The 14,039-nt window shown below is 52.8% G+C and carries 10 protein-coding genes; 1 reads left to right on the top strand and 9 read right to left on the bottom strand.

What is annotated here, in order from left to right; translation table 11 throughout:
* Positions 1-288: 288 nt before the first annotated feature.
* The 9 genes from KIH86_RS04975 to leuC all read right to left on the bottom strand — a co-directional run bounded on the left by KIH86_RS04975 (position 289) and on the right by leuC (position 12,850).
* Positions 289-2,250, bottom strand: coding sequence for a bifunctional diguanylate cyclase/phosphodiesterase (locus tag KIH86_RS04975; RefSeq protein ID WP_235775260.1), 1,962 nt, complete (start codon positions 2,248-2,250; stop codon positions 289-291).
* Between the two features lie 301 nt (positions 2,251-2,551).
* Positions 2,552-2,818, bottom strand: a complete 267-nt coding sequence (locus tag KIH86_RS04970) for a hypothetical protein (RefSeq protein ID WP_038696958.1) — start codon at positions 2,816-2,818, stop codon at positions 2,552-2,554.
* A gap of 52 nt (positions 2,819-2,870) precedes the next feature.
* A complete protein-coding gene (gene nth / locus KIH86_RS04965; protein ID WP_223086700.1) occupies positions 2,871-3,536 on the bottom strand; it encodes an endonuclease III in 666 nt (221 codons plus the stop codon).
* A 217-nt stretch (positions 3,537-3,753) separates the two neighbouring features.
* On the bottom strand, positions 3,754-6,498 hold the full coding sequence (locus tag KIH86_RS04960) for an S-layer homology domain-containing protein (RefSeq protein ID WP_223086697.1): 2,745 nt from the start codon (positions 6,496-6,498) through the stop codon (positions 3,754-3,756).
* Positions 6,499-6,579: 81 nt separating this feature from the next.
* A complete protein-coding gene (locus tag KIH86_RS04955; RefSeq protein WP_235775259.1) occupies positions 6,580-7,263 on the bottom strand; it encodes a GerMN domain-containing protein in 684 nt (227 codons plus the stop codon).
* Positions 7,264-7,395: 132 nt separating this feature from the next.
* A complete protein-coding gene (locus KIH86_RS04950; RefSeq protein ID WP_223086695.1) occupies positions 7,396-8,880 on the bottom strand; it encodes an N-acetylmuramoyl-L-alanine amidase family protein in 1,485 nt (494 codons plus the stop codon).
* Between the two features lie 161 nt (positions 8,881-9,041).
* Positions 9,042-10,565 carry an N-acetylmuramoyl-L-alanine amidase gene (locus KIH86_RS04945; RefSeq protein ID WP_223086692.1) on the bottom strand — a complete coding sequence of 508 codons (1,524 nt, stop codon included), beginning with the start codon at positions 10,563-10,565 and terminating at the stop codon, positions 9,042-9,044.
* A 226-nt stretch (positions 10,566-10,791) separates the two neighbouring features.
* Positions 10,792-11,394 (bottom strand): 3-isopropylmalate dehydratase small subunit, encoded by a 603-nt coding sequence (gene leuD, locus KIH86_RS04940; protein ID WP_223086690.1) that lies wholly within the window; start codon positions 11,392-11,394, stop codon positions 10,792-10,794.
* Between the two features lie 31 nt (positions 11,395-11,425).
* Positions 11,426-12,850 (bottom strand): 3-isopropylmalate dehydratase large subunit, encoded by a 1,425-nt coding sequence (leuC, locus tag KIH86_RS04935; RefSeq protein ID WP_223086687.1) that lies wholly within the window; start codon positions 12,848-12,850, stop codon positions 11,426-11,428.
* Between the two features lie 202 nt (positions 12,851-13,052).
* On the opposite strand from leuC, the gene KIH86_RS04930 reads away from it, so the two are divergent.
* Complete coding sequence (locus tag KIH86_RS04930; protein WP_223086685.1) at positions 13,053-13,964, top strand: LysR family transcriptional regulator; 912 nt, start codon at positions 13,053-13,055, stop codon at positions 13,962-13,964.
* The last annotated feature ends 75 nt before the right edge of the window (positions 13,965-14,039 follow it).

Raw genomic sequence — 14,039 nt, 5'->3', positions numbered from 1 at the left:
CTTTTTGTTTGCGACATAACAAATATTTTAATAACAAATGTTAAATATCAATGGAATAATTTCATTTTATCACCGGATTGGCACAAATCAAAGCTTAGATCGTGGCTTTTTAGCAGGAAAAAATGACATATGACATTGATTTTTCCTATTGTTTATCTTTTTCTCACTGGAGGTTGAATGCCAATCGAATGATCTCATTGCGGAGGCAGGCAAAAGAGGGAAACAAGCAATGCCCGAACAGTCTTGTGGACCGGACGGGCTATGTCATTCTTTTATCAGTTGTGCGGCTCACCTGTCCCTCTGCTCTCCCCGCTTCGCTTCCGCTGCCTTATTCAATGCTGCTCTCTTAGCGAACCAGGCAACCAACTCATCGGTCATAAGCGGACGCGAGAAATAATATCCCTGAATCAGCGGCGCTTCCGTCATGGAAGTGATAAATTCCATTTGGCCTTCGGTCTCAACGCCCTCGATCACGACATTCAGATTCAGGGAGTAGCATAGCGTAATGATTGCGTTCAGCACGGCCGAGTCTTTATCGGAGATCGGTACTCCGTCAACGAAGGATTTGTCGATCTTGATGGTCGAAATCGGCATCCGCTTCAGATAGGACAGGGACGATAGGCCTGTTCCGAAATCATCCAGCGCCACAGATAGTCCGAGCTCCCTGAAGCGGGCAATAGCGATAATCGCATTTTCGATATCTTCAATAACACTCGTCTCGGTAATTTCCAGCTCGATGCAGCGGGTCTCGATCCGGTATGCTGACAGGTTATCGTGGATAACGTTAAGGAGCCGGGATGAAGTCACATACGACCCCGGAATATTGATGGATACATGGCCTATGTCAACGGATTCCTTCCGCCACTCGGAAATCTGCCTGCATGCTTCTTCAATCACCCAGTCGGTTACATCGAAGATTTTACCGTTCTCCTCAAGGATCGGGATGAATATTCCAGGGGATATCTGGCCGAATCTCGGATGCTGCCAGCGCAGCAGCGCTTCAACGCCTGCAGGCTTCAGCGACTTGGAGCTCACTTTGGGCTGATAGACCAGGAACAGCTCATTCCCGGCGATGGCATTGCCGATATCCTGAACAATCTGCCGTTCATAGCTGTATGTGTGAATTTCCGGATTATACTCAATGATTTCATGATTATACTGGATTGAGGGATGCTGGAGGACCGCCATCGCATTGGATAAAAGCTCCCTTTTTTCTTTGCCGTTTGAATGGGAAACCGCACATACCATCTCAACAGCAAGCCGGTGATTATGGATGTGGAGCGGCTTTTTTAGAAGAGCCAGTGTCCGTTCCATCGCTTTATTCAAGGTTTCCTCTGAATCCTGCGCCTCAACAACAGCAAAACGGTTCTCCTCGATCCGATAAATTTGGGCTGAAGCCGACTTCATGCTCTGAATCACTTCTCCTACTGCCTGAATGATCGTATCTCCGAAGGTATATCCATGCATACTGATCCACTTCTCCACGTTATGGATGTGAACAATTGCGAGGCTGCGGGCGCTTTTTACGGAATTCAGATCCTGCTCGAACTTTCTCTGGTTTGGCAGCAGAGTCAGGGCGTCAAAGAAATGAAGCCGGTGATCCACATACCGGTCCAGCAGGCTTGTCAGGCCGGAAATCAGCAGCAGCAGCGAGACCCCGGTGACTACCACCGTCGTCAGCAGGGTAATGTCCATTTGTTGCATTTGATGCAAATTGCTGTGCAGCGGGGTTTCCGTATAAAACACAACGGCGGACATGCCTGTATAGTGCATACTCGTAATCGCAAGCCCCATCGGAATTGAGGTCAACAGCTTGATCAGTTGATGAGCCATATATTTTTGCAAGGCCGAAAATACAAATAATGCCACATAGGATACCACTATAGCAATGAGAACCGACGCCAGAAATATCCAGGGTCTATATTTATAGCCCGCTTCCATCTTCATGGCCGCCATCCCGATATAATGCATGGACGAAATGCCTAGCCCCATGGAAAATGCGGCAACCGCTCTGGACCAATGGCTGACGCTTGGCCGGTTGGCAAAATAAAAAGCTAAGTAGGAAGCGAAAACCGCGGGAAAGGCCGAGATCACGGTCAGGAACGGATCATACTTCATGGTGATCGGAAGCATAAACGCGCTCATTCCCACAAAATGCATCGACCAGATCCCGAGGCCCATAGCTATGGAGGACATCAGCAGCCAGAACGACTTGTGAAAGAAGCTGTTCTGCTGGATACGCTGATTCATGAAGAGCGCCGTATAGGAGGCGCAGCATGATATGACGATGGAGAGAATAACTAGCGGGATAGAATATTCTCCGTTCACAATTATCCTGTCTTGGGGCACAGCAAACATGGGCAGCAACCTTTTCTGATTGATGATATCGAGAGTATATATTGATGCTAATGAGCGTCATTGTGGCAGGGAGCTGAATAGTAGATGATTGCTCTATATATATCGGCAGCAGTTCATAAAATTTAAATATTTCCAAATTAAAAAAACACAAAAAAGAGCCTCCCTGTAAGGGAGACTCCTCAGTTATAGCCGCTTAGGCGCTTTCGAGCACCGGCAGCAGAATTTCGAATACTTTGCCATGCTGCAGAATCGTCAGTCCGCGGGACTTGTCCTTCATGACGACAACCTCGGGCTTCTGCGACATGCGCTCCAGGTAATGCTCCGGAACATCGCCAGAATGACTGATCGTCACGCCTTCGACTTCCTGCTCTTCGTTCTCTTCCATTGAACTGTCCACAACCCGGTCAAAAATATCCGAGAACAATTCAAAATTATCGGTGTATACGGAAATGCACTTCATTTACGATCCCATCCTCTTCTTTGTTTCTGACTCATTCGTCTCCGCCTTGGCCTTAATTCTTAGCTTGCCTGACTCGGGACGTTTTCATACGCTTCTTGCCTTCCCGGCATACATCGAGCAGCGGGCAGACCTGGCACTTCGGATTCTGGGCTTTGCAGTGATATCTCCCGAAAAAAATGAGCCGGTGATGCGTCAGCGTCCATTCGTCCTTCGGGACAGCCTTCATCAGCTTCTTCTCCACTTCAAAGACTGAATCATTCCAGCCCGCCAGGCCGAGGCGCTTCGAAACCCGCTCGACATGCGTGTCAACTGCGATCGCCGGGACGCCAAAAGCGTTCGATACGACTACATTGGCCGTCTTGCGACCGACTCCGGGGAGCTTCACGAGCTGATCGTGAGCCTGCGGAACCTCGCCTCCATATTGCTCGATCAGAATGGCGCATAGGCTGCGGATATGCTTGGCTTTGTTGCGGTACAATCCAATCCGGCGAATATCCTGCTCCAGCTCCTCCAGCGGAACGGACAGGTAATCCTCCGGCGATTTGTACTTGCGGAACAGGTCTTCGGTGACCTTGTTCACCGTCGCATCCGTGCACTGGGCGGACAGCAGAACCGCAATCGTCAGTTCAAACGCATTGCTGTGGTTCAGCTCGCATTGCGCATCCGGGAACATATCGCCGATCGTGTCCAGAATATGGCGGACATCCGAAATCTTCATATGTGTACCTCGCACATCACTATCGTCCGGCATCAGCAGCGGCATCTTACAATTGCATCACATGAAAGTCCGGCAAAGTATGTATTATAGCCGATGGTGCCTTTCATTACAAGGCGGCGGGCATTCCATTCTTCACTTGCTGTTTAAAAAAACCGTCCCGGCGCATGGCTGAAGCCATGCGTCAAGACGGATTCTCCTGGAGGCAAGCCGCCGTACCTTACTGCTTCACTATTTCAATAATGACATTGTTTTTGAAATATACTGTAAGTTTATCATTTTCTTTGAGAGATTGCACGGATAATGTCGTGTCGCCTTGGTGAATGTATACATTTGTCGAAAGGGTGAACTGATAGGCTTCATCAACCGTTGAGCGTTTGAAGCTCATCAAATTATTAACTGAATCGTAGCCAGAGAAGCTCTTCGATAAGGCCGGAAGAACGGCGGCAATCGTCGTTCCATCGGCATCCTTGCGCACTTCCACACGCTCGGACAGCGACAGGCTGCCAAGCGAGGTGTTCACCGTGCCGCTGCGGTCGATTTTGACACCTCCGGCAACATTAAAGGTCTGAGAGGCGCCGGCGAAATCCTTCACCGTCAGCGCACCTGCCACCGCATCGATTCCCGTCACCTGACCCATCTTCTGGGATACGGTCTGTAGGGCCAGAAGCGTATTGCCCGAGAAGCTGGCATTGATGTAATCTCCCGCTTTTAGTGCGGTAAGACTGGCCGACACTCCGCTCTCGTCCGTTACGGAGATGCCCGCAGTATTCAGCTCATCGGTGTAGCTTCCCCACTTCACGCCAAGCTTGTTGGATACCGCATTCACCGAAGTCAATTGCAGCTGAAGCTTCTGAATCTTCTTGACAGCCGATACGTCGACCTGCCCGTTGGTCAAGAGCGCGGTTACGGAGTCTCCCACGGCAAGATTGCTCAGGGAAGGACTCTTCAAGCCGAACACTTCTACAGTTGCCGGATCATACAGCTTCAGACTCTGACCATTGGACGTCTTCAATGTGAAGTATCGCCCTGTAGGGCTGATATCCTGAATGGTTCCCTCATAGCTGGACACAATTTTGACCGAGAGAGCACGATCACCAATTGCAATGACATTCAGCTTCTTGCCCTGCAGTAACTGACCGCCAAACACCGAAAGCGAAGGCTTGCTTCCATCAAAGCTGTACACATCGGTATCCTTGCTCAGCTTGACCACATGGGCCCCGCCGGAAAGGTCGGTCAGCGTCAGCATGCCTGTTGTAGAATCGTAGCTTACCACAGATGAGCTAATATACTGGTCATATTGGTGATTCAGCACCGTGATCTTGGTTACCTGATCGCTGCCGTTCAGTGTCAGCTCCACTTTATCTCCGCCAACCGAATCTGCGACCAGATCTTTGGCCGACGGGGCCAACATTCCGGGAATCGTTATACCTACACTGTCAGCCAGCAGCTTGACCGCGCGCTTGCCATCCGCCGTCTTGTAGACGATAGTGGAATCCCCGATTTCCTGGAGAGTGCCGGAAACGGTGCGTTCCACGGCCCCGGTCACTTCAACCGTCTGGATCACGCTGTTCTTGATCGTAAAATTGACGGCAGAGCCCGACTTCAGGTCCGTTGGTGCCAGCTTCGTATTCTGATACCAGAACTGAGAGAGATCATCATAAGTATAGCTTTCTTCGGCTCCTGTGCTCCCCGTAAAGACAATCGTCTTGGTAGACGTATCGATGCTCTTCAGCGTGCCGGAGGCTGTCTTGTTGACAATGCCCGAAGTCACCTGAACTTTTAGAATCTTGCGCTGGGAAGTATACGTCTCCCGCATAATATTTACGGTACTGTCTTCGGTAATGGTTGCGGGGTCAATCGTATTTCCGCCTTTATCTGTAAATACCGTCTGGCTGTCGAAAGCATATTCCGGATAGCCGTCGACCGTCTTCAACCACAGCTTTCCACCTGATACGGACAGCCGTGCGAAGTTGCCTTGAATGTTCTCAACCTGAGGCTTCGGATCGGTCAGTTCCACATAGGATGCCGCTCCGTCCTTCCCGATCAAGGTAACCTTGGAGTAGAGAGGTATATCCGTTGTCTTGATTGCGGTTTCCGAAGTGCTTGCGAATATGCCGGTTGACGTTCCCATCGAATACACGGCATTGGAGACCCCGCCGAACACAGCAATGCTGCCACTGCCTATAGCTGTGACAATACCGCTGGTTGTGTTGGCATAGACAGCCTGGGACTGGGTTTCAGCCCGGCTCAGAAAGGTTGCCAACTGGGCGCGGGTTACTTCCCCTTGCGGATTGAACAGGTTTCCGCTGAGGCCATTGGTCAGGCCGAGATCGATTGCGGCGTTTATGTACCCCCGCTTGTCTGCGGATATTTTGGAGTCATCGGCAAACCCTGACGGCTCGCTCGCTGCCGCCTGGGCGTCGGCGGTCTTGCCGAGGGCGCGGACAAGCAATTCTGCAACCCATTCACGGGTTGCCTTGCGGCTGCCCCAAGCGGTCTTGGAATTATCGGATGCCGACTCGCTCACCTTGTCAAGCAGATTGTTCTGGAATGCGAGCACAGCATAGGGCTTGTAATAGTTGGAGACTTCAATGCCGGCGGGCAGCGCTGTTGCCGTGCTGCTGATCTGACCGTCAAGCTGCATGAAGCGCAGCGCCATCAGAACCGCTTCCTGCTGGGTTACGGAATCGCCGGGGCGAAACTTCCCGTTATTTCCGATAATTATCCCCTGGGCTGCGAGCTTGTAAATATGCTTCTCCGCCCAGAAACCGGTTGCGATATCGCTGAAGGCTCCCGTACCGGTTACAGTAGTCACACCTGTTGAGGCGGATGTCTGCACCGCAGTATCCGCATATACCGCACCTGCCCCGCCTAATGCCAGTGAAGCTGCCAAAAGAGCGGAAACGGTGCGTTTATAGCCTTTATGACTGCGATTCGAATGGTGATTGCTGTTGGTAGACAAAACTCAAGATTCCCCTCTCTGCATGAAATAAACCGGAGCCTATACATCATTCGACACATAGGCTCCCTGTTCCTTCCAACCTTAGTCTGCCATGTTGTCCCGGGTCATCGGATGAAGCAGATCCGCGTGTCCCATCAGGCTCTCAACCTGCTGTCCATCAACCAGAAGCTCAATGCTCTTGACCTCCGGGAACTGAAACAGCGTCTTGGTCAGCGCGCTGAGGGCGAATGACTCGCCGCCGGCTCCAAGCTGGGCTTCATCCGGTTTATGAATGTCCATGACAATCTGACCATTCTCGAACTTCAGCGATTTCAGCTCCATCTTGCCCCATAGCGAAATCAGATCGCTGCTGTCGCTGTTCTGAAGAGCTTTGAAGGCTTCCGTGTATTTATCGGTATCTTGAGCGAAACGGATCTGCGCCTTCGCTTCCTTCAGCTCCGTCACCTGTTGATCGGTATAATAGACGCTGATGGTCTGGTTCTGCTTCTCTGCCTCCGGTGCCGTGCTCGCGGAAGGAGAGGCAGCCGCGGAAGCCGGAGCCTGGGAAGGGGAAGCCTCGCTTTCGGAAGGCTGTGGAGATGCCGATGCCGGTGCCGAAACCTCTGGGCTAGCCGACGGCTCCTGCGAGCTGTCGGCCCCGCTGACAACCGTCGGTGTGGATATGCCTCCTTCATCCGGCGCAGCCGCAGGCTTGTCCCCGCAGCCTCCCAGCACAAGAAGAAGGGCCGACGCTATGCCGATAACCCCTATTTTTTTATTCAACACGTTCAACGCCTCCCTGTTTGAATTCAAGCTTCTCATAAAGTCACTGTCCAAAGAACAGCAGACCGGGCCGCAAAGCATCTCTATCCCTTACGGGCGTAAAGCCTGGCTTTGCGGCACCGGTCTGCCGCAGGATTACTGAAGACCAAGATACTCTTTGACGCCGCTGACGATCGCCTCCGCCACTCTTTGCTGCAGAGCGTCGGTGAACAGGAGCGACTCGTCCTTCTTGTTGCTAAGATAGCCGACCTCAAGCAGAATCGCCGGCATTTTCGTCTCGCGGATAACGTGGAAATTGCCGTATTGAACGCCGCGGTCACTCAGACCGGTCGCCTGGACCATATATTTATGCATTACCTTCGCAAACGCCTTGCTCTCATCCCGCTTGTAGTATGTCTCGGTGCCGCTTGCCACGGAGGTCGAGCTGCTGTTGGCATGTACGGAGATGAATAAGTCTGCATTCAGATTGTTCGCGATCGCAACCCGTTCGCTCAATTCAAGGAACGTGTCGTCGCTTCGCGTCAGCACGACGTCGATATTGTTCTCCTTCTTCAGGAGATCCGCCGCCTTGAGTACGACGGCCAGATTGAAGTTCTTCTCATATTTGCCGGTTATGCCGATGGCTCCGGAATCTTTGGCCCCGTGACCTGCGTCAAGAACGACCAGCTTCTTGCCTCCGCTGCCTGGAAGAGGAGCTGTATTTGTCGGATCGGTCGACGAACCGTTATTCGCAGCCGCCTGGCCGCCTGTTGCGTTCAAGTCCACAAGGGCAAGCTTGGAGCCGGAGTCATTGGTCAAGCTGTAACCGAAGTCCTTCTTCTCGTTAAGCTGAATCACAAAACGAACGGTGTACGGATTGCTGGAATACAACGAATAACGAATTTCCTTGACGTCAGGATACCCGGATGCATCCAGTGTCCCGTACTTCGAGGGGTCCAGTGTCTGACCGCTTCCGAAAGCGTCAGAGAACGTTGCATTCGGGACGTCGACCACAATCCGGCTTGGATTGTCCAAGGTGCTGATCTTGGGCTCCGCGCTTCCATCCATCGCAATCATTAGCACATTGTTGCTGAAGCTGACACCATTAACCAACGTTAGATTGCTTGTGTCCGTACCTGCGGGGGAAGATGGGCTTGTCCCTCCTGCAGCGTCGCTGCCGTCTTGGGAGGAACCCCCGCCGCCTGAAACCTGGGGTGTGGTAATAGTCACGGTCTTCGCCGTATTATCCCACGCGACCTGAAGACCGAACTGTTCGGAGATGAACCGGATCGGAACAAGCGAAGTATCGCTTCTCAGAATTGGAGCCTGTGTAAGGGTTACTGTCTTGTCGTTAACGGCAGCCGAACTCTGGCCGACCGTCAGCTTGATGGTCGTATCCCCCTGGACGATGGTAACCAGCTTGGACGTCTGGTTCCAATCGACCTTGTACCCCAGGTTCTCCGCGATCATCCGCAGAGGTACCATGATGGTACCGTTCACATTCTCGACAGGAACGCTCTGCCCTGCAGTGATTTCTTTGCCGTCGAGGAAGATCTTGTTGTTTCCAGAAGCGGCCTGTCCCTGTTCAGGCATCACGAGTACGAACAATAGCACCAGCAGCATAAAACTAAGTCTCTTCATTCTTCACCTCAAAAATCTAGTATTCCGCCCTGGACCGGCGTTCTTGATGGCAGCCTTCGACGACCTTAGACAATGGTTAGACGTCTTCCGCACCCAAAAGTTGCGAATGTTTTCCAATCTGCCACTCCAGGTGCGAGAACGCCTTTTACGTACTTATCGGCTTAAAGGCCCAGATATTCAAGGATGCCTGCGGCGATTTCCCGTGCAAGCGAATCCTGGAAATCGGTGGAATACAGCTTCGCCGCCTCGGAGACATTGGTCAGATAACCCGCTTCCAGGAGAACCGCGGGCATGCTCGTCTCCCGGGTAACATGCAGGCTCTTGGCCCGGATGCCATTGTCCTTCAACCCGGTGCCGGCAACCAGATGCTTGTGCATCACCCTTGCCAGAGGAAGACTCTCGCTCCTTGAATAATACGTTTCGCTTCCGTTAACCTGAGTCCAGTTCTTGGCTGAGGTCGGCATGGCGTTGGCATGCACCGATACGAACACATCTGCGCCCGCTGCCTCAGCGATGCTTACCCGGCCCTCCAGTGACAGCGTTACGTCCTGTGTCCGTGTATAGACGACATCCACTCTTCCGTCGTTCTGTAGCAGGGCTCCGACCTTCAGGATGACAGCCAGATTAAAGTCCTTCTCCTTGCGGCCGGCTGCGCTGGCCGCGCCCGGCTGGGTTCCTCCATGACCGGCGTCCAGCACTACTACCGGGCGGCCGTTACCCGTAGAACCTCCGCTCGTTCCTGTGCCCAGGCTGACCGTGATAAGTCCCGTTCCTGCATCCACACTGAGCTGATAGGCAAGCCTTTCCGTAGTGCTGATCTCGAAGCGCACAGTCGTAGGATTACCGGGGGCCGTAGAGTAACTGATGCCCGAAATAAGCGGATATCCGGTCGTGTTCAGCGTGCCGGACGCCAGACCGCCGCCTAAATCAGGCGCTATCACGCTGGACGGCAGTTCCACAACAATCCGGTTTGGATTGTCCAGCGAAGTAACAGCAGGCTGTACGCTGCCGTTCACAGCAATCATCAATTGATTGGCTTCGAATGAGGCGCCTTTGACCTGCACAGCGGCTGTACCCGGTATTCCTGCCGACGGCGTGGGCGTCGGTGAAGCCTGTGGAGATGATGAGGCCGGCGTTGCAGATGGTGAAGGCGTTGCAGATGGCGAAGGCGTTGCAGAAGCCGCCTGGGATGCCGATGGCTGCGGTGCTTGGGAAGCCGGAGCTGCAGACGGCATTGCTATAGAATTGGCGGACAAATAGACGGTCTTCTCCCGATTATCCCAGCCAACGGATAAACCGAATTGCTCGCTCACAAACCGGATGGGAACGAGAACCGTTCCGCCGGTCTGCTTGGGGGCTGCGTTCAAATTCAGCGTAACGCCGTCAGCGTCCGCCGTCTTGCTTCCCACAGTCAGCTGAATGTTCTTGAAATCCTGCGAAATCGTTACCTTATGTACCTTTTGATCCCATGTCACTTGATAGCCCAAGCTTTCGGACACGACGCGGATCGGAACCATGACGCTCCCGTTCACATTCTCCGGCGCCGCTCCCGAAGGAAGCGTCAGTTCCCGGTTATCCAGGACGATCTTCCCCTTCACCGCCGCTGCACTGCTTTCTCCAGTCCACCCTGTCCATATCAGTAGGGGCAGCAGCAGTGACATCACGATCAGACAAGCCTTCCTCATTCCTCTCTCCCCTTACTCCCGTTTTTGGAACCGTTGCAATCATTTCTTTGACGAAGCTAACGGAAAAAAGTTACAGCTGTCCGGCGATTTTTATCGTTATTTACCGGATTACCCTCGGGGTCCCCTCATTCTGCTATTATAGCAAAAAAACTTCCATTCCCGGTGTCGGAAATGGAAGTTTTGTGTAAAAAATGCTAGATGAGCCTGTCTTTACAAGGAAACCTCATCAGGCATACTGATTTGCGGCTTTCTTGGCTTCATATGCAGCGATCTGATCCTCATGCTGGAGCGTCAGACCGATGTCATCAAGCCCTTGAAGCAGGAACTGTCTCCGGTGCTCGTCGAGATCAAAAGCGATGCTCAGGCCGTTATCGTCCGTGATCGTCTTGTTCTCCAGATCCACCGTCAGCTTGTAGCCTTCATTGGCAGCAGTGCGCTGGAACAGGTCCTCGACCTGCTCTTCCGAAAGCTTGATCGGCAGAATGCCGTTCTTGAAGCAGTTGTTGTAGAAAATATCGGCATAGGACGGGGCGATAATCACTTTAAAGCCGTAGTCCAAAATGGCCCAAGGAGCATGTTCTCTGGAGGAACCACAGCCGAAATTCGCTCTGGAAATCAGAACGGATGATCCCTTGAAACGGTCCTGGTTCAGCGAGAACGAAGGATTGTCATTGCCTTCCTCGTCAAAACGCCATTCAAAGAACAGGAACTGTCCGAATCCCGTGCGTTCGATCCGTTTGAGGAACTGCTTCGGAATGATAGCGTCCGTATCCACGTTGACCCGGTCCACAGGTCCGACTAGCCCTGTTAATTTCTTGAAAGCTTCCATCTATATAACCCTCCTGATTGTTCTCGAATTCTTAAGAGCTGACGGCTTCCGTCTTGAAGTTCCAGTCGCGCACGTCTGTGAACCGTCCTTTGATCGCAGCCGCAACCGCCATTTCCGGCGATACGAGATGCGTCCGTCCACCGCGGCCCTGGCGTCCTTCAAAGTTGCGGTTGGAGGTCGAGGCGCAGCGCTGTCCAGGCTGCAGAATATCCGGGTTCATCGCCAGACACATGCTGCATCCCGCTTCGCGCCATTCGAAGCCCGCTTCGACGAAGACCTTATCCAGTCCTTCCGACTCGGCCAGCTTCTTCACTCTGCCCGAACCCGGAACGACGATGGCCGTTACCTTGCCGGAGACCTTATGGCCCTTGGCAACCTTGGCAGCGGCGCGCAGATCCTCGATACGGCCGTTCGTGCAGGAGCCGATGAAGACATAATCGATCTCGATTTCGGAAATCGGCGTGCCCGGCGTCAGATCCATGTATTCCAGCGCTTTCTCGGCGGCTTTGCGCTCGTTATCCGTAGTGAAATCGGCAGGATTCGGTACAGTCGACGTGATGTCGGTGCCCATGCCAGGGCTCGTGCCCCAGGTTACCTGCGGAATAAGGGATTCCACATTGAATTCGACAACCGTATCGAACTCGGCTCCCTCATCGGTCACAAGATTCTTCCAGGACTCGACGGCAGCGTCAAAATCGGCTCCTTGAGGAACGTATTCGCGTCCGCGCAGATATTCGAAAGTTGTCTCGTCCGGAGCGATCATACCGGCTCTGGCTCCGGCTTCAATGGACATATTGCAGACCGTCATCCGTTCTTCCATCGACAGCTCCGTGATCGACTGTCCGGTGTATTCAATAACGTAGCCGGTCGCGAAGTCCGTGCCGTACTTGGCGATCAGACCAAGAATCATGTCCTTGGCGGTAACGCCGGGAGCGCGATCGCCGACAAAGCGGACTTCCATTGTCTTCGCTTTGGCCTGCTGGAGACATTGCGTAGCGAGAACATGCTCGACTTCGCTTGTTCCGATACCGAATGCCAGCGCACCGAATGCACCATGCGTCGAAGTGTGGCTGTCGCCGCACACGATCGTCTTGCCCGGATGGGTCAGGCCCAGCTCCGGTCCCATAACGTGAACGACCCCATTATCGAGATCTTCCAGGCCGAACAGCTTGACGCCGAAGTCAGCACAGTTTTTCGACAGCGTGTCGATCTGTTGCTTGGAAATCGGGTCCTTGATATTGAAACGGTCCGTAGTCGGAACGTTGTGGTCCATTGTTGCAAAAGTCCGCTCGGGACGGCGCACCTTGCGGCCGCTGAGCCGGAGGCCTTCGAATGCCTGCGGCGACGTTACTTCGTGCACCAAATGCAGATCGATATATAGTATGCTAGGCTTGCCTTCTTCCTGATAGATTACATGATTGTCCCAGATTTTCTCGAACATAGTCTTCTTGCCCATGATTTCACCTCGTCATAGATTCGTTCATATACCTTTTGAATGATATAAATATAACATGGGTCTCTTTATTACACCAAGATATAAAAGCTATAATACTTATAGGAGACGATTATAAAGCAACTGATTGTCTCCTGTAAGCATACCGTTAATCTTCACTCAATTAGGTTATTCTTATAAGAGATATGATGAAGGAGCAGGAATCATGGAATTCAGACAATTGCAGTACGTGCTGCAAATCGCGAACGAACGGAATTTCTCGCGGGCGGCCGAGAAGCTTCACATCGCGCAGCCCTCACTCAGCCAGCAGCTGGCCAAGCTGGAAAAAGAGCTGGGTGTCATGCTGTTCCAGCGGAACACCAGCGCTGTTGAGCTTACGCATGCGGGAGCCAAGTTTGTGGAGCAGGCCCAAACGATCATCAATGCGGTAGAACTGCTCCGGCAGGAAATGACCGATATCTCCGAGCTCAGAAGCGGCCGTGTCGTCGTCGGCAGCATGGCGATTACAGGGGCCCATCTGCTGCCGTATGTACTGCCGATCTTCAAGAGCAAATATCCGAATATTGAAATCGCGCTGCTTGAAGACTCCTCCTTGAATCTGGAGAAGCTGACTGCCAGCGGACAGAGTGATCTCAGCCTTCTGTCGCTTCCGCTTGAAATACCGGCGCTTGATTATAAAGTTCTTGGAGAGGAACGGATTGACCTGGCGGTCCCTCCCGGGCATCGCCTAGCTTTCAGGGCGGAGAAAGGTACCCCGACATCGATCGCAGAGCTGAGAGACGAGGCGTTTATCGTGCTGAAAGAGGGTCAGGGCTTCCGCAAAATTACGATGGACCTGTGCCGGGATTCCGGATTTGAGCCGTCCGTCGTGTTTGAGAGCAATAATATGGAAACCGTGCAATCATTGGTGGCGGCTGGCATGGGCGTCACGCTCGTTCCCCGCTTTATTTCCAGAGCTCCGCGCAGCGAGTTCGTCCCTGTATACCTCCCTCTGGCCGAGCCCGCTCCGAGCCGCACGCTTGTTATCGCTTACCGCAAGGGCCGTTATTTGTCCAAAGCCGCGGAAGCCTTTATCGATACCTTTCAGTCAACGGTTGCCGAGCTGGCCCGGGGATAAGAATATCGATCAATAAAAAATACCGGTCAAAATAATTACGCTCAAAAAAACCGTCCTTCGGCTGGTCTTCAGCAA

Origin of the sequence: Paenibacillus sinensis (genome assembly GCF_019904155.1) — a bacterium.
GTDB lineage: Bacteria > Bacillota > Bacilli > Paenibacillales > Paenibacillaceae > Paenibacillus_AQ > Paenibacillus_AQ sinensis.
This window is presented reverse-complemented; position numbering and strand designations above follow the sequence as displayed.

Bases quoted from the DNA above. Each gene is read 5' to 3' on its own strand.
- KIH86_RS04975 (WP_235775260.1), bottom strand. From the start codon at position 2,250: ATGAATCAGCGTATCCAGCAGAACAGCTTCTTTCACAAGTCGTTCTGG.
- KIH86_RS04970 (WP_038696958.1), bottom strand. From the start codon at position 2,818: ATGAAGTGCATTTCCGTATACACCGATAATTTTGAATTGTTCTCGGAT.
- nth (WP_223086700.1), bottom strand. From the start codon at position 3,536: ATGAAGATTTCGGATGTCCGCCATATTCTGGACACGATCGGCGATATG.
- KIH86_RS04950 (WP_223086695.1), bottom strand. From the start codon at position 8,880: ATGAAGAGACTTAGTTTTATGCTGCTGGTGCTATTGTTCGTACTCGTG.
- KIH86_RS04945 (WP_223086692.1), bottom strand. From the start codon at position 10,565: ATGAGGAAGGCTTGTCTGATCGTGATGTCACTGCTGCTGCCCCTACTG.
- leuD (WP_223086690.1), bottom strand. From the start codon at position 11,394: ATGGAAGCTTTCAAGAAATTAACAGGGCTAGTCGGACCTGTGGACCGG.
- leuC (WP_223086687.1), bottom strand. From the start codon at position 12,850: ATGGGCAAGAAGACTATGTTCGAGAAAATCTGGGACAATCATGTAATC.
- KIH86_RS04930 (WP_223086685.1), top strand. From the start codon at position 13,053: ATGGAATTCAGACAATTGCAGTACGTGCTGCAAATCGCGAACGAACGG.